Genomic DNA, 25,507 nt, shown 5'->3' with positions numbered 1-25,507 from the left:
GGGGGGGGGGTGCCGGGGCCCCTAACCCCACTTTCGCGACGCCTGGGGTCGCGAAAGTGGCTTTCGCGACGCACCTCATGCCCCCCCCCCCGGGTCAGGCGCGAAGCGGCTGGCTATCCCTGCCATCGATCATGTTCGCGGCGCCGGCCCGCCGGGGTTTACATGAAAAGGGGCGCTGATGTCTCGCGGCGTCGTTTCACCGGTGTCATCGCATCGTTCTTACTGGTCACGACCTGCATTGTGGCGGTAGTGGTGAGACATTCGGTCGAGTGGCACTTCAGAACCTGATCGATGTGGACGGCGCGGAAGTCGCAGGCAGCCGTAGTCACACCTCAGGGTTGAGTTCGTGCCCCTGTAGGGGTCTTTGCTGTAATCATCGGTTCCGAGGTTCCACAGGGGCCTTGTGCGGCTAGTTTGGCCACTCTCGTTTGCGGCCCGGTCGCCTCATGGTGAGGCTCAGGCGGGCAGTCGAAGGGGTGCGGGGGTCACGCGAGTGTGGCGGTGATGGTGAAGCAGGTGTTGTGCAGCAGGTATGAACCGTCGAGGCGTCGGTAGGGTGAGATGGACTCGGTGACGGTTTCCCTGACTTCCGCCAGGCCGGCGTGCGCGATCGCGATCGCCGCGGGGCCGGTGGAGAGCAAGCCGCGAAGGGCTGTCTTGAGGTCGGGGTATCGCCAGGGGCAGTCGACGGCTCGCGCGGCGGCGACGGTCAAGCCCGCTTGTGACAGCAGCCGGTGGACCACGGTGGGATCGGTCAGGTCCGGTGAGTCGCCCGGTCGGTGAGGTGTCGACGGCATCAGCCCGCCGAGATCGAGGAAGTAGGCCAGTGCGTCGCAGTCGGTGAGTGGTCCCCAGGCCGCGATGGTGATGTGCCCTCCTGGGCGGGCGACGCGTATCGCCTCCTCGACGGCGCGAGCGGGATCCTGGGCGAAGTGCAGGCTGTTGAACGCTGTCACCGCGAAGAATTCCGCGTCGGGAAAAGGGATTCGGTTCATGTCGCCGGCGCGGAAGTCTCCTGCCGGTGTCCGGGTACGGGCGATGCCGGCCAGGGTGGCGGAGGCGTCCAGGCCGCTGACCTTGACGCCCCGCCGGGCGGCCAGCCGGGTGAATCCGCCGGCGCCGCAGCCCAGATCCAGCACCGGTTCTCCGGGTGCGGGCGTCAGTTCGTTCAGGACGGCGAGCCAAGCGGGGTGGATGGTGCGTTCCTGGACGTCGGTCCAGTCGCGGGCGTGGGTACTCCAGTGTTCTCCGGCCGGCGTCGCCGTCACCGGCCGGTCGTCAGCCACCGGCGACCGCGGTGAAGAACTCGATCCGATCGCCGGTGCCCAGCGGCATCGCGCGGTCGGGGTGGGGGACGAGTTCGCCGTTGAGGAAGACCCGGTGTGCTTTCCGGAGGTTGCCGGTGTTGTCGAGAAGGACTCTGTCCATCGACGGGAATCTGGTCGTCAGTTCGGCCAGCGCGGCGGCGAAAGTGGCCGCGTCGACGGTGACCGTGCGGTTGTTGTTCGCGGCGCGCAGGAGGATGCCGGTGAACTCGATGTTCATGCTTGCCGTCCTTTCTGCCCGTGCCGGTGCGATCGCGCCACGACCCCGGCCCCGAGGTTGACTTCCAGGATGTCGTTGGTGCCCGCGACGATGGGGAGGCCACTGAAGTCGCGCAGGTAGCGGCCCAGATGCGGTGACCCGTAGAAGCCTTGGCCGCCCATGACGCGGAACGCGGATTCGAGCACGAACCGGATTTGGTCGGCCGCGAAGCATTTGGCGGCCGAGAGGAGCGGGTCGAACACCGGCTCCGCGTGGCCGCCTCCGACATGGGTGAGCGCGCGATACAGCATGGATCGCGCGGATTCGATCGCCACGTACATCCGCCCGAGCGTCGCTTCGACGTTCTTCAGGCCGGCGACCGGTTCGCCGTAACGGATGCTGCCGGACAACCAGGTCGCGCAGTCCTCCAGGATCCGCTGGGCGCGGCCGAGTGGAGCGCAGGTGATCCACAGCCGTTGATTGCTCAGGAAGCGTTGCGCGTGGGTGAGTCCATCACTGGGCTCGAGGATCCGTTCCGCGGTCAGCGGCACGTCCTCGAAGGTGAGTGAGGCCGCGCCGGCGGTCCGCATGCCGAGAGGTGCCGCCGGGGTCACCGTCACGCCCGGGTCGTCCCGTTCCACCAGGCACACCACCATGTCCCCGGTTTCGTCGAGTGGATAGACGAGGAAGACGTCGCTCATGATCCCGGCGGTCACGTAGGACTTGTGGCCGGTCAGGACGAAGTCGTCACCCTTGCGGCGGAGCACGGTGCCGAAGGACCACGCGTCGGCGTCTTCGGTGTAGGCGATACCCGCGCCGATGGTTCCTCGGCCGATAGGGCGTGCGTACTTCTCGATGAGATCGGCACGGCCCGACTCGTCGATGAACCGTGCGATGTCGATGGTGTGGTTGATGATCATCGGCAAGGCCGAGTCCAGACAGCGGTAGCCGATCTGCTCCAGCACCATGCCCCAGGTCAGCACGTCCACTCCGGCACCGCCGATGGCGGGTGACAGGGAAAGCCGGTGAAGCCCGGCCGCGGCGAGCGCATCCATCAGCTCCGCGGGGGGTGGTCGCCGCGCCTCGTCGCGTTCGACCACGGTCTTGCCGACCTCGTCGAGCAGAGGTCCCCAGCGAGACCCGACGATTTCGGCGATCTCGGCTTGCCGGCCCGCGAGGTCGACCACGTCCTACCTCCAGTCATCGCACCTGACTCCCAGTACACCTTCGGAGCTTGTGGCGACGCAGCGCGGTTGAGCACTGTGGGTGTTGAACGTGTTGAACGTCGGCAGCGTTTCACCGGGGCCCCGTGAGGAGAACCATGCCGCGCCGTGTGCCCAATGACCGGCTTCGGGAACTGTTGACCGCGTCCGGTTGGAGTCACGACAATCTGGCGCGCGCGGTGAACAACGCGGGCTCCGAGGTCGGCTTGCGACTGCGCTATGACCGCACCGCTGTCGCCCACTGGCTCTCGGGAAGCCGCCCGCGCGCTCAGGTTCCGCTGCTGATCGCCGAGGTGCTGACCCGCAGACTCGGCGGGCCGGTCACCGCTGCCGAACTCGGTTTCGGCCTGGCCGTGGACGAGCGGAAAGAGGTCCGGCCTGCCAGCGCGTTGACCGTGCTGGCCGAGCTGGTCGGAGCTGATCTGAGCGTCATCGGTCATGGCAGGCTCGCGCGCTCGGTGTACCGGCTCGATGTGCTCGCGGTACCCGCGTGGCCAGAGCAGGCAGGAGAGGCCCGCCGTTGTCACAGACCCACTCAGTCGATCTCCGGCACGGTCGGGATGGCGCGGCACATGGTGCGGGTTTTCGCCGCGGCCAGCCACGAATTCGGCAGCGGCCACGCGAGGACCGCCCTGACCACCTACCTGGCCGACGACATCCTCCCGCGACTGGCGGACCGGGACACCGACGCCGATCGCCGTGAGCTTCTGGGGTCGGTTCTCGACCTGACGCTGCTGATCGGGTTCGCTTGCTTCGACAGCAACGAGCACGGGCTGGGACAGCGCTACTACCGGGTCGCGCTCGACCTCGCTGTCCTCAACCTCGACCCGGTCCGGTACGCCATCGTGCTCCGAGCCCTCAGTTTGCAGGCTTGTCACCTCGGGCACGGAACCACCGCACTGGGATTGGCCCTCGCGGCGCTCACGGTGGGGGACCGTCATGCCGAGCCGTACACCAGCGCCTTCCTGCACGCACAGGTGTCGTTGAGCTACGCCGTACTCGGCCGGGACGAGGCCGCCCTTGCCGCCCACCTGCGTGCTCGCGAGACCCTCGGCCAAGCGACCGGTCCCAGGCCGGTCTTCGGCTCGTACAACCGGGGTGAGTTGAACTATCACGCCGCATCGATCCGCGTGTTCAGCGGGGATACCGCTGGTGCGGTCATGGCGCTCCATCGAGCGTTGCGCCACTATCCCCCCGGTGAACGCCGCTCACTCGCACTGGCCCTGGCCGAACTCGCCGAACGACAACTCGATCTCGGTCTGCTCGGCCGGGCCTGCACCGTGGCGCATCGCTTTCTCGATGTGTATCCGGGCCTGCGTTCCGGCCGCGTCACCGCCGCGTTGGGGGAGCTGAAAAAACGCCTTCAGACCTTCGCGCGGCACCCGGAAGCCCGGGCCCTGGTCCTACGATGCTCCGCGCTACACGGATCCCGGCCCGCGATCACTCGCTCGGACAGGTGAACAGCGGCGGCACCACACCGCGAGACCATCTCCGACATTCAACACGTTCAACAATTCTCACGGCCTCGGCCGCCATATCTGTCCAGGAGAGTCGCCTACGCTCGAAAAGTGCTGGAGCAGACGAACTACCGCGCCGACTTCCCAGCGTTCACCCGTCCGCCGTCGTCGGGCAGAAAGCGGATCTACCTCGACAACGCCGCGACGTCCCAGAAACCCCATGCCGTCATCACCGCGATGAACCGGTACTTCGAGTCCCACTGCGCCAACGTGCACCGCGGTTCCTGCTGGATGGCGCAAGAAGCCACCGCGGACTACGAAGCCGCGAGGGTCAAAGTCGCCGAGTTCGTCAACGCCCCTTCCGCCGCCGAAGTCGTCTTCACGCGCAATGCCACCGAAGCCTTGAACCTCGTCGCCAACACCCTGGCGTGGGCAGAACCACCGCTCAAGGTCGCGGCCGGCGACGAGATCGTCACCACCAGAATGGAGCACCACTCCAATCTGCTGCCCTGGCGCCTGCTGGCTCAGCGCGTCGGTGCGACGCTGCGCTACCTCGATATCACCGACGACGGCCTCCTTGACCTGGCCGGTCTGCCCGGGCTGATCACCGAGAGAACCAAGGTCGTCGCCGTCGTGCACACGTCCAACATCCTCGGCACGGTCAACGACCTCGCGCCGATCGTGCGCCGCGCGCGTCAGGTCGGCGCGCTCGTCGTCGTGGACGCTTCGCAGACCGCGCCGCATATGCCCCTCGACGTCCAGCGGCTCGGCGCGGACGTCGTGGCGTTCACCGGCCACAAGATGTTCGGCCCGACCGGTGTCGGCGTGCTCTGGGGCCGGCGTGAGCTGCTCGAGGCGCTCCCGCCGTTCTTCGGCGGCGGCAACATGATCGACACCGTCACCGGCGACAGCGCCACCTACGCCGCCCCGCCACACAAATTCGAGGCCGGCACCCCGGCGATCGCCGAAGTCATCGGCCTCGGCGCCGCCGTGGACTATCTCACCACCATCGGCATGGACACCGTCGCCCGCCATGAACGTCACCTCGTCGCCCACGCGCTCGCCGAACTCGACGCGATACCCGGACTACGGATCATCGGACCGCGCACCGCCGACGACCGCGGAAGCGTGATTTCCTTCGTCTCCGACACGGCCGACGCCGACCATATCGGCCGGAGCCTGGACCGGGCGGGCATCGCCGTGCGAACCGGCAGGCACTGCGCGGCACTGGTCTGCGACCGCTTCCGTGTCCCCGCCACCATCCGCGTCAGCGTCTCCCTCTACAACACCCACGACGACATCGACCATCTCATCACCACACTGCGCACACTTCAGACCCACGGCTGTCGGCCGGCAGAACCGCGGTAAGGCCGGCGAGAACGCCGCGCTTTGAGCACGGCAGCGTGGTCAGGTTCCTGCTGCCTCAGTGATCACTGGTCGCGATCGGTTGCCGAGTCGATGGCGAAGCGTTCGCTGAGGGTGTGCCAGCGGTGCCATCCGGCGACGCAGTGGCGTGCTCCGCCCGCCCAGCGGCCGAGAGCGCCGCCTTCACGGATCAGCTGCTCTGTCTGGTCGTAGAACCGCTGCGACTCGACCGCGGTCATTCCCGCGGTCTCGTGGGCGGCCTCGAGCAGGGTGCAGCCCCGTTCTCGGGCGATCACGTTCGGGAAGTTCAACGCCCGAGGGGACGTCCGGGATTCCTTTCGCCAGGAGGCCATGTCGTTGATCAGTCCCAGCAGAAGACCCATGGTCCGGGTGGCCGCCAGGACATCGGAACGTCGCCTGACACGGCCGGGTACCTCGAATCCGCCGGTGATCTCGACCAAAGCCAGATGCCAGCCCACGGTGGCGGTGTGTTCACGCAGATCTCGATATTCCGCGAAGGTGGGTAGCGTGCCCTGGGCGAGATACGCGGCTTCACACGCGGCGCCGAGCAAGTAGTCCCGCTCGCCGCGGTGGACACGTTCGGCTTGCGCTGCTATCGCGAGCCGGTGCAACTGCTCGCCGATCGAGTGAAGGACTTCGAGATGCCGGCCGGTGGAGGACGGTGGAGGCCGTTGGGAATACTGGATCTGCGTCGACCAGCGAAGAATTTCACTCGCTACCTCGGTCAGCCTGCCCTCCGTCGCCGGACGCTCGACGCAGGAGGTGTCGCACTCGAAGTAAAAGGCGAAATAGCGGGAGATCAGCCGTAAATGGTCCGGTGAGGCAGCGGGGTAGTTCAGACAGGACAACAGTGCATACCCGCTGGCCCGGGCACGTCTCAGCGACGGCAGCGCCTGAGCCAGACCGGAGGCGGTGATCCATTCGTTCAGATCGGTCTCCAGCCAGCCGGTCTCGCCCAGGTTGTCGTCGCATCGAGCGAACGGCAAAGGCAGCTCGGCGAGAGCAGGACCGTCTGGCATCCCGCCATCATGGGAAAACAGAGAGAAACCATCGACCGACATAGTCACCTGCTCCCTTCGGCTCTCCAGTGGACTCCACAACCCGGCAACCGGCAAGCATCCCGCTGACGCGGTAAAGACCGGGATCGCGTCACGGGCTTGAGCGACTCCACTCGAACCGGTGGCCAACGGTACGCGAATGGGGGAGATCGACTCACTCGAGCCGGAAAGCGAGCAATCGTCACAACGTCAGTGTCACTGCAAGAAAGGCGTACCCATGCGTGCTCGCGCGCTTTTCCTGACTCTCGTCAGCGCTTCTGTCTCGGCTTTTGTGGTGTGCGGTACAGCTTCTGCGGCCGACAGTGAGTTCTCTTACCGCTACTACGACGAAGAGCAAGAACTCCGGGCAGGTTCTCTGATCGATCCGCCCGCTGCCGAGTGCATCGAGATCCCGGAAAACGCGTCAGGCACCGCGTCCGCGTTCCTGCCGCAGAACTGGACCGACAGTTACGCGCATTTGTACGACGAGAGCGGGTGCGAGGGGGCGGTTTCCTTCACCATGAGCCCCGGCGGACAGGGCTCGGATCGGGTCACGTTCCGCTCGGTGGCGTTTCCCTAGGCCCGGCTCACCGGCTCCGGGCTCGCGGCTTCGTCCCGGCCGTGCCGCCGGAGAGCTTCCTCGTCGAGACGGACGGGCCGCGCACGGTCTTGAAGGACGGTGAGCGGGAGCGGACGTGGGGCGCCGCGTTGGGAAGGCACTTCGCCGCTTCGGTGCTCTGATCGTGTCCAGGTCAATTCACGCCGCGTAGTGCGAATCCGAGGAGGCGGCCGGCTTCCCGGAGTTCGTCTCGGGCGCGGGGGTGGGCGACGTGTTCGATGATCTGCTCGGCCTGTTCGCCGGCGTCGTGGCCCCAGATGGCGGCCGCTCCTTGTTCGCTGACGAAGTAGCTGTGCTGGAAGGAGGTGACGGGACCGGCCAGCCGAGGCACTACGGTCGACACGTCGGCTTTGGGATGCCAGGAGGGCAGGGCGATGATCGCCCGGCCACCGGGGGAGTGCAGTGCCCCGACCACGAAGTCGGTCTGCCCGCCGAATCCGGAGTAGATGACGTCGTGCACGCGGCTGGCGTTCGCCTGCGCGTACAGGTCGATCTGCAGCGCGCTGTTGATCGAGACCAGCCGTGGCTGCCGGGCGATCAGTCCGGGGTCGTTGGTCTTCTCGGTGCGAAGAAGCCGGACGCGGGGATTGCGGTCCACCCAGTCGTACAGTTCGGCGCCGCCGAACACGAACGAAGCGGTCACCTGCGAGTCCGGGTCGAGTGCGCCCGCTCGCTCCAGGCCCAGCACGCCGTCGCTGAACATCTCCGACCACACGGCGAGGCCGCGGCGCGACGTCAGCGCCGCGAGCACCGCGTCCGGGACGGCGCCGATACCCAGTTGCAGCGTCGCGCCGGCCGGGACCAGGTCGGCGACACGGGCGCCGATCTCCTGGGAGACCTCGCTGATCGGGCGGGGCGCGGGGGAGGCCAGCGGCTCGTCGACCTCGATCGCGTAGTCCACCTCGTCACAGGCGAGCACTCCGTCGCCGTAGGTGTAGGGCATCCGCGGGTTGAGCTGGGCGATCACGAGACCGCCGCGGGCGCGGGCCGCCTCGATCGCCGCGGGCAGGATGTTCACTTCCGTGCCCAGCGATACGCAGCCGTCCACGGGGGTGGACGTGTGGATCAGCACGATGTCGGGCGGCAGGGCCTGCTGGAGCAGGCGCGGAACCAGCGACAGCCGGGACGGGAAGTACCGCAGCGTCTTTTTGCCGCGCATGCCGGCCCCGACGAAGGGCGTCTCCAGCGTCACCCCGTCGCGGTCGGGGATACCGGGCTGGGCGTTGAGCGCGAACAGCCGGTATTCGGACACCGCCTTGTCCAGCAGTTCGAGCGTGCGATGCGGGGTGGCGAAGTTGCCGCTGACCACGACCCTCGGACAGGTGACGGCGGCGGACAGGACGGCGGACAGCCGTGACTCGGACAGGATGCGCATGAATCCTGCATACCGGACCCGCGGCCCGGCCAGACGGCCAGGGGAGGGGCGTTTGATCGACCAGGGACCTTCGGTCCTGCGTGCGGGACCGAGGGCACGGGTCCTCGGGACCTCGGGCTCTGCGATCCGGGCCCCGGACCGGGCGAAGCTGGAGCAGAACCGAACCGCCGACGAGGTCGGCCGTGCGAACTCGAGGAGTGATCATGCAGCTGCCCGCTGAAGGAGCCATCGTGGCCGGGATCGACGGCTCGGGGTCGGCCCGGACGGCGGCGATGTGGGCCGCGGGTGAAGCCCGCCGGCGCGGATTGCCGTTGCGGCTCGTGCAGGTGTACTCGGTTCCCTCGGTGAACACCCCCGGTGTGGCGGTCCCCCGTGAAGCGGTTCGTGCGGGGTTCGAGAGCCGCGGCCTCGAGTGGCTAGCCGAAGCACGGAAAGACGTGCTCGACCGCTATCCGGAGCTCGTCGTCGAGACAGCGGTCCGCGAGTGGAGTGCAGTGCCCGCGCTGGTCCAGGAATCCCTGAGCGCGACGATGGTGGTGCTGGGTTCGCGTGGCCTCGGCGGGTTCACCGGGATGCTGGTCGGTTCGACCGCCGTCGCCCTCGCACACCACGGGCACTGCCCGATCGTCGTCGCCAGGGGGAACCGGCCGGACGGCGTGGTCCCGGAGGACGGACCGGTCGTCGTCGGCACGGACGGGTCGCCGTCCAGCGCGGCGGCGCTCGCGTTCGCGTTCGACGAGGCACAGCAGCGGAAAGCGGCGCTCGTCGTCGTCCGCACCTGGTCGGAGATGTTCGACCACGGGAGCGTCCGACCGCATTTCCTCGACGTCGATCCGGCCGGCATCGAGGCCGCCGAGCGCACGGAAGCCGAAGCGCAGATCGCTCTTTGGCGGGAGAAGTACCCGGACGTCGCGGTGGAACTCGTCGTGCGCAAGGGGCGACCGGTGCGGACCCTGCTCGAGTTCGGCGCGAAGGCGAGTCTGCTCGTGGTCGGCAGCCGGGGACGCGGCGGTTTCCAAGGCATGCTGCTCGGTTCGACCAGCCAGGCGCTGGTGGCGCATTCGGAGTGCCCGGTCGCCGTCATCCGGCCCGCGGCCCCGGCGGAATGACCACGTACCCCTGTTCAGGAGACGAGATGCGAGCACGAGACCTGATGACGAGGCCGGTCGTCACCGTCACCCCGGAGACGACCGCCAAACACGCTGCCGGAGTACTGGCCGAGCACGGTTTCACCGCCTTGCCGGTGGTGGACGACGACGACCGCCTGATCGGCATCGTGACCGAGGCGGATTTGATCCGCGACCGGTTCCCCCATGACATCCGGTCCGGCGATGACTCCGGCATCCGGGCCACACCGGGCACCACCGTGCGCGAGGTGATGACCTCACCCGCGACCGGAATGGGTGCCCGCGCCGATCTCGCCGAAGTGGGCAAAGCACTGCTCGACGGGAAGATCCGCGCGATGCCGATCGTGGACGGTGCACGGGTGATCGGCATCCTCACCCGCGGCGACTTCGTCCGCGCCTTCGCCCGCGACGACACGGCGATCGCCGCGGACGTCCGGCACCACCTCTCCGTCTACGGCGGCTCGGGCCGCTGGACCGTCGAAGTGACCGACGGCGTCTGCCACATCCGTGACGCCTATGACGACGACACCGACCGGCACGTGGCCAAGGTCATCGCCGAAGCGGTACCAGGCGTCGTCGAAGCCGAAGTGACTTATCAGGAGGAAGACCGATGAACACCGCCGCACAGAAGATCGTGGTCGGAACCGACGGCGCCGAGCCCGGACGGGCGGCCGTCCGGTGGGCCGCCTCCCTCGCCGCCGAGCGCGGCTTGGGGCTGCTGATAGTCCACGCCCTCCACAGTGAGCAACTGGCCTGCGGCGCCGGACTCGCCGGACCCGTTCCCTGGCTGGACGATCTCGCCGCCGCGGGCCGCAGGGTGCTGGACGAGGCCGTGGCGGACGCCGAAACGGTCGCTCCCGGTGTCCCGGTGGACACCGCCATGCCCACCGACTCGCCGACGCCGTACTTGATCGACGCGTCGAAGTCGGCGGCGATGGTGGTGGTCGGCGCTTCGGGGAAGGGCTTCTTCGCCGGCATGATGATCGGTTCCACGGCGTCGGCAGTCGTCGCCCACTCCCATTGTCCGGCGGTGGTTCTGCGGGGGAGGAAGGGCACCACGAACCATCCCGGCAGCGGACCGGTGATCGCCGGGGTCGACGGCAGCCCGTTGAGCGAGCAGGCACTGGAGACAGCGTTCGACGAGGCGTCGCGGCGTGGAGCGCCGCTGGTGGCCGTGCACGCGTGGTCGGACGTCACCTACGACGACGTGTACGGCATGGCGCGGCTGCTCACGCAGTGGGAGGACATCGAGGACGACGAACGCCGTCTGCTCGCGGAACGGCTGGCGGGCCGGCAGGAGAAGTACCCGAACGTCACCGTGGAGCGGGTCCTCGTCCGTGATCAGCCCCGCCACACCTTGCTGGAGTGGAGTGCCAAGGCGCAGCTCGTGGTCGTCGGCAGCCGCGGCCGGGGCGGTTTCACCGGGCAAGTGCTCGGCTCGGTCAGCCAGGCGCTCACCCGCCACGCCGAATGTCCGGTGATGGTGGTCCGGCCGAGGAAGACCCGATGACCGTGCTCGGCGCCCCGGCCACCCCGTCCGTGCTGAGCCCGGCGGAACTGTCCCAAGTGGACGCCCAGTGGCGGGCGGCGAACTACCTCGCCGCCCGCCAGATCTACCTGATGGACAACCCCCTGCTGACCGAACCGTTGAAGCCGGAGCACGTGAAGCCCCGGCTTCTCGGCCACTGGGGGACTTCGCCAGGGCTGAACTTCCTGTACGCGCACACGTGGCTGGAAGGCAGTTATTCGGAGGCGTGGCCGTCGGTCACCTACGACAAGGCCGGTCTCCGCAAGCTGTTCCGGCAGTTCTCCTTTCCCGGCGGCGTTCCCAGCCACGTCGCGCCGGAAGTGCCCGGATCCATCCACGAAGGCGGCGAGCTGGGCTACTCCCTCGCGCACGCGTACGGCGCGGCGTTCGACAATCCGCATCTCGTCGTCGCCTGCGTGGTCGGCGACGGCGAGGTGGAAACCGGCCCGTTGGCCGCAGCGCTGGACGAGGCGCTCGACGAGATCGAGGGTATCCAGGTCCGGGCGCGAGCCTCCGGCCGGGCGCTGGAACGGCCACGCTGGCCGATGATCGTGCTGCGCAGCCCCAAAGGCTGGACCGAACCGTCCTTTGTGGACGGCAAGCCGGTCGAGGGCACTTGGCGTTCGCGCCAAGCCCCGGCTGGCCGGGGCTCACGGCTCTGCCGCCCGGCGCCGTCCCGCGACAGGCTGGAAGCGTCCACCGACCGGCTAGGAGCCACAGCATGATCCCCACCGATCTCCCGGTACTCACCGCGTTGGGGGCCGCGGTGAGGGCGCCGTCGCCGCACAACACCCAGCCCTGGTTCTTCGAGCTGGAGCCGGGCGCGATCGAGGTGCATCTCGACGAGGACCGGTTGCTCCGGGTGTGCGACCCCGACGGCAGGGAGGCGCGGCTGGCCTGCGGTGCGGCCTTGCTGAACATCGAGCTCACGATCGCGGCCGCCGGACGGCTCGTGGAGACGGAGCTGCTGCCGGACTGCGGCCGTCCTTCGCTACTGGCCAGGGTCGAGATCGGCGGCCGTCGACGGCCAGGCACCGAGGTACTGCGCCTCGCCGCCGCGATCCCGCGCCGCTACAGCAATCGCCGGCCGTTCGCCGATCAGGCCGTGCCGGAAGGCACGCGGACGGCGGTACGGCGAGCCGCCCTGCAAGCCGGGGCGGAGCTGGTCCTGGTCGACGAGGTGGGCAAGCTGGAGGCGACCGCGGCGCTGATCCGGCGCGCGGATCACCTGCAGACCCAGGACGAGGCCTTCCACGAAGAGCTCCATGCCTGGACTCGTGGGCATGGCCGGGACGACGGCGTGCCCGCGTTCGCCGGGGGGCCGCGTTCGTCGGGCGGGCTCCTGCCGGTACGGCACTTCCATGACAGTGACGCGCCCCGGGCGTTCGAGCAGGATCCGGTCGTCGCGGTACTGACGACCACCGCGGAGGGTCCGTCGGCGCGGCTTCGCGCGGGACGGGCCATGCAACGCGTGCTGCTCACCGCGACCACCGCGGGGCTGAGCGCCTCGTTCTATTCCCAGCCCATGGAAATCCCGTCCACCCGGGACGAACTTCGCGCGCTGCTCGGCGGAAGCGGCTATCCGCAGACGGTTTTCCGGCTGGGGTACGGCTTTCCCGGTGTCCCGACCCCACGTCGTCCACTCGAGACGGTCGTCAGGCAGAAGACCTTGTGACGACCATTCCCCTTCTTCGCCACAGGGGAGACTTCAATGCGTACCCGGGTTGCTGGCGATACCGTTCGCGCCCGTCGAATGGCGCACTGATCGGGGGATCGTGGGACACCGTCGATGGGTCCTGCCTTGGCATCGAGGCTGCCGGCTGAAACGCTGAGGGCGACCGTACGATGGACATTTGCCGCGGTCCGCCGAGAGGGAGCCTGAGATGCCGGTAGAGCCGACAGCGGCCGGGAGCGCGCTGCCACCGAGCGCGGCGGTCCTCACCGGGTTGCGGTTGGACGAACTGCTGCACGAGGTCCAGGAGCGGTTGTCGGAGATCGTCAAGACCAGGGACAGGCTTCAAGGGCTGCTCGACGCGGTGCTGGCGGTGGGCACCGGGCTGGAGCTCGATTCGACGCTGCAGCGCATCGTGCAGGCGGCGGTCGAGCTGGTCGACGCTCAGTACGGCGCCCTCGGCGTCCTCGGTGACGAGGACGGGCTCTCGGAGTTCGTCTACGTGGGGATCGACCCGGAGACCCGGGCGAAAATGGGGCATCTGCCCGAGGGCCGGGGCCTGCTCGGGCTGCTGATCGAGGAGCCGCATCCGGTTCGGCTGCCGGATCTGGCGGAGCATCCGGCGTCGGTGGGCTTCCCGCCGAACCATCCGCCCATGCACAGTTTTCTCGGCGTCCCGGTCCGCGTCCGGGACGAGGTGTTCGGCAACCTCTACATGACGGAGAAGCGGGGCGCCGCGGAGTTCACGGCCGACGACGAGGTCGTGCTTCAGGCGTTGGCCGCGGCGGCCGGTGTGGCCATCGACAACGCTCGGCTGTTCGAGCGGTCCCGCTCCCGGGAACGCTGGCTGGAGGCGGTCGCGAAGGTCAACGGCGAGCTTCTCGGCGGTGCCTCCGTGACCGACACGCTGAGCCTGATCGTCAAGAGCGTGCGAGATCTGGCCGAGGCCGGCGAGGTGACGATCCTGCTGGCGGGAAACGAGGACGAGAGCGCCTCGCGGTCATTGACCGTGACCGCCTTGTCGACCGACCGGGCAGGCTCGTTCACCAAGACGATTCCGGGGGACCATCCTGTCGTCGACGAGGTCTTCAGTACGGGGCAAGCGAGCCTGATCGCCGATCTCGGCACGGTCTTCCCCTCGGCGGAGGACACCACGCTCGGTGGGCCGGGCGTGCTGGTGCCCCTGACCAGCGCCGGCGGAGTCGGCGGGGTCTTGGTCATCAGCCGGGAGAAAGGCTCCCCGCAGTTCAAGGCGGATCTGATCCCGATGTTGTCGTCGTTCGCCGACCAAGCGGCGGTCGCCCTCGAGTTCGCCGAGAAGCAACGGAACCAGCGGCTGCTGGACGTGCTCGCCGACCGGGACCGGATCGCGCAGGACCTGCACGACCACGTCATCCAGCGGCTGTTCGCCACGGGCATGAGCCTGCAGAGCATCGTGCCGCGCGTGCCGGACGAGTTCGCCCGTAACCGGGTGACACAGGCGGTCGAGCAGCTGGACCGGACCGTCCGTGAGATCAGGACGTCGATCTTCGATCTGCACACCTCGGGAGCGGACCAGTCGGTCAGCCTGCGACGCCGGCTGCTCGACGTGGTCACGGAGCTGTCGTCGGATCCGTCCGTGACGCCCTCGGTGCGGATCAGCGGAGCCGTCGACACCCTTGTCCCGGTGAAGCTGCACGAACACGCCGAAGCCGTCGTGCGTGAGGCGCTGAGCAACGCCATCCGTCATTCCGGTGCCGACGAGATCGCCGTGTCCGTCGAGGCCGACGGTGAGCTGATCATCGAAGTGACCGACAACGGCGTCGGCCTTCCCGAGACGGGGAGGCGGAGCGGTTTGGAGAACCTCTCGCAGCGAGCGGAGCGTTGTGGTGGCCGGGCCGAGTTCATCGGGCGGGCAGGCGGGGGAACACAGGTCGTGTGGCGGGTCCCCTTGCCGTGACACGATCCCGGGCCACGGCGAAGGAGAGTTTCACCAGTCGCCGAACAGCTGGCCGCGGTCCTGTTTCTTCAACTCGGTCGCGAGGACCGCGGCCTGGGTCCGGCGCTGGATGCCGAGTTTGGCGAGGATCCGGGAGACGTAGTTCTTGATGGTCTTCTCGGCGAGGAACATGCGTTCCCCGATCTCGCGGTTGGTCAGGCCTTCGCCGATCAGCTCGAAGACCGTGCGTTCCTGGTCCGACAGTCCGGCGGTGGGATCGTTGTGATCACTCTCCCGGCGGATGCGGTTCATCAGCGCGGCGGTGGTCCGGCTGTCGAGCAGTGAGCCGCCGGAGGCGATCGTCCTGATCGCGGACACCAGGTCGTTGCCGAGTACCTGCTTGAGGACGAAGCCGGACGCACCGGCCATGATCGCGGTTAAGAGCGCTTCGTCGTCGGCGTAGGACGTGAGCATCAGGCAGCGCAGATTCGTCTGGGTGGACAGCAGGTCCCGGCACAGTTCGATGCCGTTGCCGTCCGGAAGCCGGACGTCCAGCACCGCGATGTCGGCGTCACTCGCGGGAATCCGGGTGAGAGCTTCGGACACGGAGGCGGCTTCGCCCGAGATCTCGATGTCCGGCTCGCTGCCGAGGAGATCGGAGAGTCCTCTGCGGACGATTTCGTGGTCGTCGACCAGGAACACCTTGATCATCTGTGCGTCCTCCTGCTGAGCCGGGTCCTGGCCGTCCTGGTGACCGTACTGGGCGTTCCCGGGGAAAGCAGCGGCCTGGACGTCCCGGCAAGGAGGGACTTTGGACCCTAATCGGACGAGGCGGGGCTTAGGTCCCGGCGATCGGAGTCGTCCGGACCTGCGCGCGGCACCCCTTCCTGACGCACCGTGGAAACCGACACGGCCGGTGTGGAGGGATGGAACATGGCGAAGCGAACGCGGCAATGGTCGACGGCGGAGACGGAGGTGCTGGCGCGAACCCTGTTGCGGGCGCCGTCGGTGCACAACATCCAGCCTTGGCTTCTCGAGTTCGAGCGCGACCGGCTGCTGCTGATCGAGCGCCGGGACCTGGCTCTGCCGGTACACGACCCGCTGGGCCGGGATCGGACGATGTCCTGTGGGGCCGCTCTCGCGAATCTGGAACTCGCGGTCCGGGTACTCGGTTTCGAGCCCCGGACGGACACGTTCCCCGACGCCGGCCGCCCTGAGGTGGTGGCGTCGGTGGAGCCGGGGGAGCGCACCCTTCCCTCGGCCGACGACCTGCACCGGTACTCCGCCATCGAGCGGCGCCGCAGCTACCGCAAGCGGTTCTCCGGGCGTCCGGTGACGCGTCAACGGATCCGTGAGCTGGTGGCGACCGCCGCCTCGGCAGGGGTCGAGGCCCGGCCGATCCAGGACGAGCTGGAACTGTCGCGGGTCGCCGAGCTGCTCGAATTCGCGGCGGAGTCGTTCCAGCACGATCACGGATATCAGCGCGAACTCGCGCTCTGGACGATCCGTGACGAAGTGTCCCACCGGCACGGCGTCGGCCTCGCCGCCACCGCGCTTCCTCCGGGCTCCCTGCCGTGGGCCGGGCTCGTCCGGGCCTCGACGGCGCTGCCGGACAGCGCGGTGCTGCGGCGGAGGCTGGCCGAGGAGACCTTGCTGGTGTTCCTGACGCGTGACGACACCCGGCACGACCACCTCCGAGCGGGCCACGCCTTGCAGACGACGTGGCTGGACGCGGTCGACGGAGGCATGGCCGGCTCGATTCTGACCCAGCCCCTGCATCTGCCGGAGGTGCGTTCCGCGCTGTGTGAAGACCTTGAGCTGCCCGGGTTCCCTCAGGCGCTCATGCGGTTCGGCTATCCGTCCGGTGCGGTACCCACGAGTCCCCGCCGCGCCGTCGACGAAGTGCTCGGACACGGCTTTTGACTCGAAGGAGAACACTGCGATGCCCACGCGCAGCGAAGCCGGATCCGTCGCACTGACCTTTCACGGCGGTGCGGGGACGGTCACCGGCGGACAACGCCGCCGGCTGTTGCGGGGTGGCGGGTCGGTGACGATGTGGGCCACGCGACGTCGTCGATGGCGAGCCACGGCGCGACAGCGACGGCCGTGGGGGTGAGCCCGGTGAACGCCTTGACCTCGCGGTGGAGGTGGGATTGGTCGGCGTAGCCGCACTCGGCGGCGACGCCGGCGGCGGTGTGACCGGTCGCGAGGAGGTGGGCGGCGTGGTCGAACCGCACCAGTCTGATGGCGCGTTTGGGGCTGATCCCGAGCTGGGACCGGAAGCGGGACCAGAGGCGCTTGCGGTCCCAGCCGACCTCGCCTGCCAGGCTGTCGACCTGTATCCGCCCTCGGGTCGTGAGCGTCCGCCGCCAGGTGTGGGCGACTTCCGGGTCGACCGGCGTGCGGGCGCGTACTCGTTGGCCCACGACCTCCGCCGCGATCCTGAACCGTTCGTTCCATGACGCGGCGGCACGCAACCGGTCTTCGATCCGCTCGGCGTCGCGACCCCAGATGTCTGCCAGCGGTGCCATCGTCCCGCTGAGGTCGGGTGATGCGTCGAGCACCGCGGCCGCCACGTCCGGCTCGAGCCGGATCTGGAGACATTCGCCCACGCGGCCACCTGCCCGCAGATCGCCGGGCATGAGTCCGATCACGACACTGCCGCGTTCGCGCCGGCCGCCGCTGTCGCAGACGATGCCGTCTTCCTCGCTCAGGTCGATGAGAAGGGTGACGGATGGGTGCGCGACCATGGCGATGTCCGCGGGGACGGGGAGACTCTGGCGGAACCCGGCCATGCTGATCCCCGGCAGCCGATCGGACCGGCGCGGGACCGCGATGTCCACCGCTTTCCAGTCCGGCGGTGTTCCAGTCGACAGCACATGGCCAGTCTAGGGATCGGGGACCATGGGCGGAGTGTCAACGGTCGCGTTCCCGCGAGGTCCAGCTCAGCAGTAGTTCGCTGATCGCCTCAGGCGCCTCGAACGTGGGGAGGTGTCCGACGCCGGACAGCGGTTCGATCCGGGCGTCGGGCACCACCTCGTACTGGCGCACCGACGACGGGTCCCAGCGTGGGTCGTCGGTACCGAAGACCGCCAGCACCGGAACGGCGAGGGCGGCGAGACGTTGGGGCACGCCGCGCTCGGCGATGTACTCGGTGTTGCGGCGCAATATCGTCCTGAATGTGTCGTAGGAGATGTTTTTGAGATCGGCGACCGCGTCGTCGGGTACGTCCACTGGGCGAGCGGCCATGGCCTGGATTCCCTTGCGGATGATCGCGTCCGAACGCCTCGGCCAGATCAGCGGGCCGAACGGCGGGCCGAGCAGGAGCCGAATGATCAAGGGCTGGGAAAGCAACGCGCCGGGATGCGGGCCGCAGCTGATCAGCGCGACCGAGCGCACCAGGTCGGGGCGCTGCTCGGCGAGGGCCGTGGCGACGTAACCCCCACTGGAGTGCCCGACAACGGTGACAGGACCCCGGCCGAGGTCGTCGAGCACCGCCGCCACTCGGCTCGCCTGCGCGGGCACGTCGTAGGACGGCGAAGGCGGGGACTGGCCACAGCCCGGGAGATCGACCCGGATGACGTGGTGGTGGCAGGCAAGGGCCGGGACCACCGGGCTCCACAAGGCACCCGAAGCCCCCGATCCGTGGATGAGCAACAGCGGCGGCGCCTGCCGTGGACCGTCGTGTACCACGTGTATCCCCTGCGAATGCTCAACACCGTTCTCTCTCATACGAGGAGGGTGCACGGTCACCGGCCACCCGGTCTTGGACAAATGTCGTCGTGCGATCGACGTCCCGGGCGCCACGGTCCCGCATCAGCCGGCCACGTTGCTGTTCCAGCGGAGGGGCGTCATCCACGGGCTCGCCGATGTATTCCATCCCGGTCTTGGCCCGGTCGAGCCGGGTGTGATCATCCAAAGGTCCACAATGGACTAGTGTCGCCTTGCTGCCGGTTGGCCACCATGGCTTTCGTTGCCGCATGGACCAGTGGAGTCCCGACATGGACCGTGAAGTTGCGGTCAACGGCATGGTTTTCCTGGCCAGGCTGTGGCTTGCGTCGTCGACACCGGGCCTCGCGGGAAGCGAAAGTGGCTTCTCGCGTTGGTCACCGCCGGTGAGAGTGATGCGGCACTGGCCATGGACGTGTTGACTGAGCTGGCACTCACGGCCCATCCGGCTGCTGCACGCTCGTTTTACTGTGCGGTGACAGGTGGGATGCCTGTCGACTTGACGGCATGAGCGCGACACGGATCAGTCCTGCTGCCGGGTTCGTCAGCTACGGCATGGTCGCCACCCAGGACGGCACACCCGACGATGGTAGTCGCCAGTGGACAGTGCGAGTTCCATTTCGGACAGTTCGCGGATACGGTGTTCCGCAGTCAGGTGGAGCGGCTTCAGGTGAGGCGTCGATAGCGGACGGTGAGGAGAGACGAGTGCCATTCGTCTTGTCGAGGCTGCTGGCGCGTTGGGTGTTGCGGCAGGGGTGGATGCTTCCGGTCGTAGTCGTCCTCTTCGTCTTCGCGACGAGCTGGCCGCTGATGGTGCTGGCCGAACCTGCGGGAAGTGAGCTCGTCAAGGCGGGGAACTATTGGTGGTACTTCGTGGTCACGGCCGCGACGGTCGGCTACGGCGACTTCTCGCCGGAGACCACGGCAGGGCATGTCGTGGGGGCCTACGTCATCATCGGCGGGATCGCGACACTCACCACCGTGTTCACCAAGCTCGCTTCGAAGCTCGAACAAGCGAAGGGACGGCGTATGCAGGGCATGGAGGCCGTACGGGCCAACGGGCACACGCTCCTGATCGGCTACACGGCAGGCCGCACCGAGCGCATCGTCGCGCAACTCGTCGCCGACGGCGTGACCGGACTCGTCCTGTGCGCGAGTGACGAAGTGCAGGTGCACCCCATGCCGTCGCAGCCGGTGGACTTCGTTCGCGGCGAGCCGACCGCGGCCGACGTGCTCGCCAGGGCCGCCGTCGCGGAGGCGGGCACCATCCTGGTCGACATGGGCGACGACAACGAGGCGTTGGCCGTCGCGGTGACCGTCGACCACGCGAACCGGTCGGCGCATGTCGTGGTGACGTTGCGGGACATGGAGAAGTCCGAGCTGGTCCGCTACGTGGATCCCCGGATCAAGTGCGTGCAGTGGCACACGCCCCGGATGGTCACGGAAGAACTGACCTCCCCGGGCATCGCCGAGGTCTACTCCGAGCTGATGACGGCAGGCGGGGCCGGAACGTACTCCGCGACCTTGCCCGAGTCGCTGGGGCGGCTGAGCACCGAGAAATGCCGGTTGGCTCTGGGCCGTGCTTTCGGCGCCACGGTGCTGGCCGCACGGACCGACGACGACCTCGTGGTCAATCCTCCGTGGGACGCCGATCTCCCGGCAGGCTCGGTGCTCTACTACGTCAGCCCTCGGCGCCTTACCGACGCGGAAATCGAAACGGCTCTGCGAGGACGCGGACAGTGATCTCACGACCGTGAGCTACCGGTTTCGAGTCCGGAGCACCCGGAATCGCGCCAGGCGGTGCAACATTTCCCCATCGCGTCGGGCCGGATCTGACCGTCCAGGTCCGCATGGGCCGACCGCACGATGTCGTCGACGGCCGATTCCGAAAGAGAGGCCGCGAATCGCGGGAAAGCCACTCTCGAACCTCTTCGGTGATGTCGCCGGTCTGGTGCCTCGCGTCGCCGGGGGAGTACATTGCCCGCAGGAGCGCCGGGAAGCCTGGTCGGCAACAGAATTCGCCGACCGCGAAAGGGCTCCCATGTCATCCGTAGCCGAGACCCGCCCTCCTGCCGTCCACGTCGATGGATTGACCAAGCGGTTCGGTCGTACCGTCGCGGTCGACGACCTCACTTTGTCCGTTCCCGCCGGCGAGGTGTTCGGCTTCCTCGGCCCGAACGGCGCGGGTAAGTCCACGACGATCCGGCTGCTGCTCGGCCTGATCCGGCCGTCGGCGGGGACGGCCACCGTATTCGGTGTTCCGGCGTCGGATGTTCGCCGGGCACACCGGCTGCTGGGTTATGTTCCTGGCGACGTCGCGCTGTGGCCGGAGCTCACCGGCGCCGAAATCCTCGAGCTGCTGGGCCGGGTCGGCCCGGACGTCGATACCCGCTATCGCGCGGAACTCGTGAGCCGGTTCGCGCTCGACCTGGACAAGCGGGCGAAGACCTATTCGACCGGCAATCGGCAGAAGATCGCGTTGGTCGCCGCGTTCTCGGCCCGGGCGGACCTGCTCGTCCTCGACGAGCCGACCAGCGGTCTGGATCCGTTGATGGAGCAGGAATTCCAGCGCTGTGTGGGCGAAGCACGGGAGCGTGGTCAGACGGTCTTCCTCAGCTCGCATCAGCTCGCCGAGGTCGAGGCCGTCTGCGACCGGGTCGGGATCCTGCGCGCCGGACGGCTCGTCGAGATCGCCGGGATCGCGGAGCTGCGCAAATTGCGCCGCACCACCGCCGAGGTGGCCTTCCGCGGGCAGGAGCCGTCCTTAGTGGACATACCTGGTGTCATCGAGGTCGAACGACTGGACGGCGATCGCGTCCGGTTCACCCTGTCCGGGCCCCCGGGGCCGGCGTTGCGGGCGCTCGCCGCGGCCGACGTCACCACGATATCGATGCGCGAACCGCGGCTCGAGGAGATCTTCCTCGACTACTACGGGGAGAACGCGCGATGACCACAGCGTCTGCGGAAACCCTTGCGACCACGACAGAATCTGCCGGGCAGGAGAGCGCGAACCTGGCCGTCACCCGTCACTTCGCCCGCAGGACGCGCCGCGGCGCCCTGATCGTCGCCTTCGCCGCGGCCGGGATGTCCGCTCTCGTGGCGGGCCAGTACCAGAGCACCTTCGCCGGGGCACTCGACGGATCGGCGCTCCGGGCGCTGGCGGAGAATCCGGCCATCCGGATCCTGTTCGGGCCACCGGTCGCACTCGACGATCCCGGTGGGTTCACCGTATGGCGAACGGGGACGCCGGTACAGGTCCTGGTCGCCGTGTGGGCGCTTCTGACCGCGACCCGGCTGACCCGTGGTGACGAAGACGCCGGCCGAGCCGACCTGCTGCTCGCCGGTCGGCTCCGGCCGCTGGACCTGGTGATCCGGTGCCTGATCGCCTTGGGTGCCGCGGCGGTCGTCATCGCCTCGGCCGTGGCGCTGGCCCTGCTGCTCACCGGGACCGGGCCCGCCGGTGCGCTCATCCACGCCGCCGGTCTGCTCGGCGTGATCCTGACGTTCGCCGCCGCGGGAGTGCTCGCGGCTCAGATCCTGCCTACCCGTTCGGCGGCGACGGGCCTTGCCGTCGCCGTTCTCGGCGCGGGACTGCTCCTGCGCATGCTCGCCGACGGCGCCGAGACGCTCTCGTGGGTCGCGTGGCTCACCCCGTTCGGCTTGACAGGCGAAGCGTCTCCGTACGCGGGCAACAGGGTGGCGCCGCTGCTTGTGCTTTTCGCGTTCCCGGTCGTGCTCACCGTCGCCGCGAGCGTGGCCGCCGTTCATCGAGACGTCGGTCGGGGCCTGCTCAACCCGTCCGGCCGTCGCCGGCCGCGGACACGGCTGCTCGGTTCCATCATCGGCTTCGCCGTGCGGCGCACGTTGCGTGCCACGGCGGGATGGGCCTTCGGAATCGTCGCGTACTTCTTCCTCGTCGGGGTTCTGATCTCGTCCGTTCTCCGTTTCCTGCAGGAGAACCAGCGATTCGCGGAGCTCGCGGGCGCGGCCGGTTTCGCCGGCCTCGGAACCGCCGAAGGGTTCGCCGCCGCCATGTTCGGTCTCCTTGCCATCCCGGCAGGTCTCTACGGCGCCACGCGGATCGCGGCTTTCGCCGCGGACGAGGCCGACCGCAGGTGGACACCCTTGCTCGCCCTGCCCGTTCCACGCCACCGATTCGCCCTCGCGGAGATCACCGTGTCGGTGGTCGCGTCGCTCGCGCTTCTCACCGCGGCAGGGCTGTCGCTCTGGACCGGCGCCACCATCGCGGACGCGCCACTCGGCTTGATCGCCGCCCTGACCGGTGCGTGGAACGCGGCACCGGTCGCGTTGCTCTCGCTCGGCGCCGCGGTGTTCGCCCTCGGCTGGGCGCCGCGTGCGGTCGCCGTGCTCGGCGCGGTCCCGGTCGTCGGCGGCTTCCTGCTCAACGTCGTCCTGCAAAGCGTCGAAGCTCCGTCATGGCTGACTTACCTGACGCCCTTCGGCCATCTCGCCTCGGCCCCGGCCGAGCCGCCGAACTGGAGTGCCATCATCATCCTTCTCGTGACAGCGGGACTTCTCGTGCTCGCGGGCCTGGCCGGCTACGGCCGCCGGGACCTGGCCACCTGACCCCGATCATCGTGGCGGCGTCCTCACCCAGTCGGACGTCGGTGGTCACGTTCTGGAGGGCGTGGCCATCGTCGCCCGGCCTCCGGTGGTGGCGAGGGTCAGCACCGCCGCGGCCGCGAATATCCCGCCGAGCCACATCACCGCGGTGGTTCCGGCCGCGTCCGTGGCCAGCCCGCCGACCAGTGCCCCGGCCGCGATCGCCGCGTTGAACACTCCGGCGAACAGCGCCGACGTCGCTTCTCGGGCCTCCGGCGCGGCCGTCAGCATCCATGATTGCGAGGCCACCGAGACACCGCCGTACGCCAGGCCCCAGACCACCAGCAACACCGTTGCCGCCAGGGTGGTCAGTCCCAGGATCGGAACCAGTGCCATCGTCGCCGACAAAGTCCCGCCGAGCACCAGGAGGGTCGCCCGTGGCGATCGTGCCGCTCCGGCGCCGGAGGCGAAATTTCCCGCGACCCCGAAGAGCCCGTAGACCAGGAGGAGCGTCCCGATCTGCCCCGCGCTCACCCCGGACACCTCTTCCAGCACCGGCCGGATATAGGTGTAGGCGGCGAAATGCCCGATGACGACCAGCGCCACCACGATCAGTCCGAGGCGCACCCGCGGCACACCTGCCAGCCGCAGCATCGCGCCCAGGCGGACGTCCCGTTCCGCCGGTAACGAGGGCAGTGACATGGCCAGCGCGGCCAGTACCACCAGTGAAAGACCACCGGCACCGACGAAAGCGGCCCGCCAGCCGAGCAGATCCCCGAGGTAGGTGCCTGCCGGTACACCCAGGACGGACGCCACGGCGATTCCGCTGAAGATCAGCGAGGTCGCGGACCCGATCGACTTCGACGGGACAAGTCGCACGGCCAGGCTCGCCGCGATCGCCCACACTCCGCCCATGCCGATGCCGACCAGCACCCGCGCGGCCAGCATGACGCCGAACCCGGGCGACCACGCCGCCAGCAGGTTCCCGACCGTCAGCAGCGCCATCAACGCGCACAGCACGGCCCGCCGGTCGAACTTCCTGAGCGCCGGGATCAGCAGAGGCGCGGAGACGGCCGCGACCAGGCCGGTGACCGTGAGCGTCAGGCCCGCCGTGCCTTCGGTGACCCGCAGATCGCGGCTGATCGGGGTCAGCAGACCCACCGGCAGCATTTCCGACGTGACCACGGTGAAGGTCGCCCCGGCGAGCGCACTCACCGCCGGCCAGCCGTTCTTCTTCTGTCTGGTTTCCCTTAGCGCCATGTGTTCCAGGCAACCGTCGTGCGCGCCCGGGAACAACGGCTGATGTCTCATCCTTCTATGAGCGGGACTACTGGATCCACAGGTGGAGGAAACCGATGAGCGGCGTGGAGATCCGTGAGCTGGAGGCGTTCCTGATCCTCGCCGAGGAGCTGCATTTCGGCCGGGCGGGCGAACGCCTGTACGTCTCTCAGAGCCGGGTCAGTCAGTTGCTTCGCTCACTGGAGGGGCGGATCGGCGCGACGCTCGTCGAACGCACGAGCCGTCGGGCGGAGCTGACTCCGCTGGGGGAGAAGTTCCTCGCCGAGCTGCGCCCGGCCTACGAGGCTCTGCGGGCCGCCGTCGATCACACGCGCGCCACCGCGCGAGGGACCGGTGGCGTGTTGCGCATCGGTTTTCAGGGCATCATCGACGACCATCTCGCGAGCGCCATCGGCGGATTCGAGAAGCGCCACCCGGACTGCGCGGTGGAGCTCACCGAGATCCCGCTGGCCGATCCCTTCGGCTCGCTCCGCCGTCGGGAGATCGACGCCGCGGTGGTGCTGCTTCCGGTGGCTGAACCGGATCTCGTACTCGGTCCGGTTTTCTCCCGGCAGCCGCAGGTGCTCGCCGTCTCGCCTCGGCATCCGTTCGCCCGCAGGGAGTCCGTCACCGCCGACGAACTGGCGGAATGCCCGCTGATCGGAATCCGCGGCCCGGCCCCGGAATACTGGCGCCACGCCCAAGCCCCCGAAATCACCCCAGAAGGTCGCCGGATACCGCGCGGACCCACCGCCGGCACACTGCAGGAAGGCATGGGTCTCGCCGCGGCGGGCCAGGGCGGCATGGTGCTGTGCCGCTCGACGGCCGAACACCAGGGCCGGCGGGACTCGGTCGTTTTCGTGCCGCTCACCGGGCTGCCCGAGTCAGTGCTCGGAGTGGTCTGGCACGCGGAGGACAGCGGCCGGGCACGCGCCTTCGCAGGGGAGATCGCAGTTCAGGCACGAAGCTGACGTCGACTGTGGTCTGGCCGGTTTTCAAGTCCTGCTCGGTGACTCCAGATTGTTCACTTCCCGAACGCTTTCAGCAAAGTCTCCATTGCAGCTTCGGGCA

Annotated in this window: 22 protein-coding genes and 1 pseudogene; 14 read left to right on the top strand and 9 right to left on the bottom strand. The window is 68.6% G+C overall.

Annotated features, from left to right (window positions below; all coding sequences use genetic code 11):
- Window positions 1-485: 485 nt before the first annotated feature.
- From ACIHAO_RS33080 to ACIHAO_RS33070, 3 genes are read right to left on the bottom strand one after another with little or no spacing between them, the layout of a single operon-like run.
- Window positions 486-1,286: a class I SAM-dependent methyltransferase gene (locus ACIHAO_RS33080; protein ID WP_396564538.1), complete on the bottom strand. Its 801-nt coding sequence runs from the start codon at window positions 1,284-1,286 to the stop codon at window positions 486-488.
- Entirely contained in the window at window positions 1,279-1,545 is a 267-nt protein-coding gene (locus ACIHAO_RS33075; RefSeq protein ID WP_396564536.1) for a MoaD/ThiS family protein, read from the bottom strand. The genes ACIHAO_RS33080 and ACIHAO_RS33075 overlap by 8 nt, the downstream gene beginning before the upstream one ends.
- On the bottom strand, window positions 1,542-2,711 hold the full coding sequence (locus ACIHAO_RS33070) for an acyl-CoA dehydrogenase family protein (protein ID WP_396564534.1): 1,170 nt from the start codon (window positions 2,709-2,711) through the stop codon (window positions 1,542-1,544). The genes ACIHAO_RS33075 and ACIHAO_RS33070 overlap by 4 nt, the downstream gene beginning before the upstream one ends.
- 134 nt (window positions 2,712-2,845) lie before the next feature.
- On the opposite strand from ACIHAO_RS33070, the gene ACIHAO_RS33065 reads away from it, so the two are divergent.
- A complete protein-coding gene (locus ACIHAO_RS33065; protein ID WP_396564532.1) occupies window positions 2,846-4,207 on the top strand; it encodes a hypothetical protein in 1,362 nt (453 codons plus the stop codon).
- A gap of 108 nt (window positions 4,208-4,315) precedes the next feature.
- On the top strand, window positions 4,316-5,572 hold the full coding sequence (locus ACIHAO_RS33060) for an aminotransferase class V-fold PLP-dependent enzyme (protein ID WP_396564530.1): 1,257 nt from the start codon (window positions 4,316-4,318) through the stop codon (window positions 5,570-5,572).
- Between the two features lie 62 nt (window positions 5,573-5,634).
- Here the strand turns inward: ACIHAO_RS33060 and ACIHAO_RS33055 are convergent, their stop codons facing one another.
- On the bottom strand, window positions 5,635-6,651 hold the full coding sequence (locus tag ACIHAO_RS33055) for a hypothetical protein (RefSeq protein ID WP_396564528.1): 1,017 nt from the start codon (window positions 6,649-6,651) through the stop codon (window positions 5,635-5,637).
- A 136-nt stretch (window positions 6,652-6,787) separates the two neighbouring features.
- On the opposite strand from ACIHAO_RS33055, the gene ACIHAO_RS33050 reads away from it, so the two are divergent.
- Entirely contained in the window at window positions 6,788-7,207 is a 420-nt protein-coding gene (locus tag ACIHAO_RS33050; protein WP_396564526.1) for a hypothetical protein, read from the top strand.
- A 172-nt stretch (window positions 7,208-7,379) separates the two neighbouring features.
- Here ACIHAO_RS33050 and ACIHAO_RS33045 read toward each other — a convergent pair whose 3' ends face one another.
- Complete coding sequence (locus ACIHAO_RS33045) at window positions 7,380-8,621, bottom strand: acetyl-CoA hydrolase/transferase family protein (protein ID WP_396564524.1); 1,242 nt, start codon at window positions 8,619-8,621, stop codon at window positions 7,380-7,382.
- A 203-nt stretch (window positions 8,622-8,824) separates the two neighbouring features.
- Between ACIHAO_RS33045 and ACIHAO_RS33040 the strand changes: the two genes are divergently transcribed.
- The 6 genes and pseudogenes from ACIHAO_RS33040 (at window position 8,825) to ACIHAO_RS33015 (ending at window position 14,887) form a co-directional block, all read left to right on the top strand.
- The gene (locus ACIHAO_RS33040) at window positions 8,825-9,730 is read left to right on the top strand and encodes a universal stress protein (protein ID WP_396564522.1); all 906 of its coding nucleotides are present in this window, start codon (window positions 8,825-8,827) and stop codon (window positions 9,728-9,730) included.
- Between the two features lie 26 nt (window positions 9,731-9,756).
- Entirely contained in the window at window positions 9,757-10,362 is a 606-nt protein-coding gene (locus tag ACIHAO_RS33035) for an HPP family protein (RefSeq protein WP_396564520.1), read from the top strand.
- Window positions 10,359-11,258 (top strand): universal stress protein, encoded by a 900-nt coding sequence (locus tag ACIHAO_RS33030; protein WP_396564518.1) that lies wholly within the window; start codon window positions 10,359-10,361, stop codon window positions 11,256-11,258. The genes ACIHAO_RS33035 and ACIHAO_RS33030 overlap by 4 nt, the downstream gene beginning before the upstream one ends.
- Window positions 11,255-11,914: pseudogene (locus ACIHAO_RS33025) on the top strand (phosphoketolase); the annotation flags it as partial. The gene ACIHAO_RS33030 and the pseudogene ACIHAO_RS33025, both read left to right, overlap by 4 nt.
- 83 nt (window positions 11,915-11,997) lie before the next feature.
- Window positions 11,998-12,951, top strand: coding sequence for an Acg family FMN-binding oxidoreductase (locus ACIHAO_RS33020; protein WP_396564516.1), 954 nt, complete (start codon window positions 11,998-12,000; stop codon window positions 12,949-12,951).
- Window positions 12,952-13,159: 208 nt separating this feature from the next.
- Window positions 13,160-14,887, top strand: a complete 1,728-nt coding sequence (locus ACIHAO_RS33015) for a GAF domain-containing protein (RefSeq protein WP_396564514.1) — start codon at window positions 13,160-13,162, stop codon at window positions 14,885-14,887.
- A 30-nt stretch (window positions 14,888-14,917) separates the two neighbouring features.
- Here ACIHAO_RS33015 and ACIHAO_RS33010 read toward each other — a convergent pair whose 3' ends face one another.
- Entirely contained in the window at window positions 14,918-15,577 is a 660-nt protein-coding gene (locus ACIHAO_RS33010) for a response regulator (RefSeq protein WP_396564512.1), read from the bottom strand.
- Window positions 15,578-15,799: 222 nt separating this feature from the next.
- Here ACIHAO_RS33010 and ACIHAO_RS33005 point away from each other — a divergent pair, with 222 nt between their 5' ends.
- A complete protein-coding gene (locus tag ACIHAO_RS33005; protein ID WP_396564510.1) occupies window positions 15,800-16,789 on the top strand; it encodes an Acg family FMN-binding oxidoreductase in 990 nt (329 codons plus the stop codon).
- Between the two features lie 80 nt (window positions 16,790-16,869).
- Here the strand turns inward: ACIHAO_RS33005 and ACIHAO_RS33000 are convergent, their stop codons facing one another.
- Both ACIHAO_RS33000 and ACIHAO_RS32995 read right to left on the bottom strand, forming a co-directional pair.
- Entirely contained in the window at window positions 16,870-17,745 is an 876-nt protein-coding gene (locus ACIHAO_RS33000) for a helix-turn-helix domain-containing protein (RefSeq protein ID WP_396564508.1), read from the bottom strand.
- A gap of 37 nt (window positions 17,746-17,782) precedes the next feature.
- Window positions 17,783-18,598, bottom strand: a complete 816-nt coding sequence (locus ACIHAO_RS32995) for an alpha/beta fold hydrolase (protein ID WP_396564506.1) — start codon at window positions 18,596-18,598, stop codon at window positions 17,783-17,785.
- A 702-nt stretch (window positions 18,599-19,300) separates the two neighbouring features.
- Between ACIHAO_RS32995 and ACIHAO_RS32990 the strand changes: the two genes are divergently transcribed.
- The 3 genes from ACIHAO_RS32990 (at window position 19,301) to ACIHAO_RS32980 (ending at window position 23,182) form a co-directional block, all read left to right on the top strand.
- Complete coding sequence (locus tag ACIHAO_RS32990) at window positions 19,301-20,338, top strand: ion channel (protein ID WP_396564504.1); 1,038 nt, start codon at window positions 19,301-19,303, stop codon at window positions 20,336-20,338.
- Window positions 20,339-20,636: 298 nt separating this feature from the next.
- The gene (locus ACIHAO_RS32985; protein ID WP_396564502.1) at window positions 20,637-21,545 is read left to right on the top strand and encodes an ATP-binding cassette domain-containing protein; all 909 of its coding nucleotides are present in this window, start codon (window positions 20,637-20,639) and stop codon (window positions 21,543-21,545) included.
- Window positions 21,542-23,182 carry an ABC transporter permease gene (locus ACIHAO_RS32980; protein WP_396564500.1) on the top strand — a complete coding sequence of 547 codons (1,641 nt, stop codon included), beginning with the start codon at window positions 21,542-21,544 and terminating at the stop codon, window positions 23,180-23,182. The genes ACIHAO_RS32985 and ACIHAO_RS32980 overlap by 4 nt, the downstream gene beginning before the upstream one ends.
- A 45-nt stretch (window positions 23,183-23,227) precedes the next feature.
- Here ACIHAO_RS32980 and ACIHAO_RS32975 read toward each other — a convergent pair whose 3' ends face one another.
- Window positions 23,228-24,418, bottom strand: a complete 1,191-nt coding sequence (locus ACIHAO_RS32975) for an MFS transporter (protein WP_396564498.1) — start codon at window positions 24,416-24,418, stop codon at window positions 23,228-23,230.
- 95 nt (window positions 24,419-24,513) lie between these two features.
- On the opposite strand from ACIHAO_RS32975, the gene ACIHAO_RS32970 reads away from it, so the two are divergent.
- On the top strand, window positions 24,514-25,407 hold the full coding sequence (locus tag ACIHAO_RS32970; protein WP_396564496.1) for a LysR family transcriptional regulator: 894 nt from the start codon (window positions 24,514-24,516) through the stop codon (window positions 25,405-25,407).
- The last annotated feature ends 100 nt before the right edge of the window (window positions 25,408-25,507 follow it).

The organism is Amycolatopsis sp. NPDC052450 (genome assembly GCF_044547565.1).
GTDB lineage: Bacteria > Actinomycetota > Actinomycetes > Mycobacteriales > Pseudonocardiaceae > Amycolatopsis.
The sequence above is the reverse complement of the archived record's forward strand: the minus strand, read 5'-3'. Positions and strand labels throughout refer to the sequence as shown.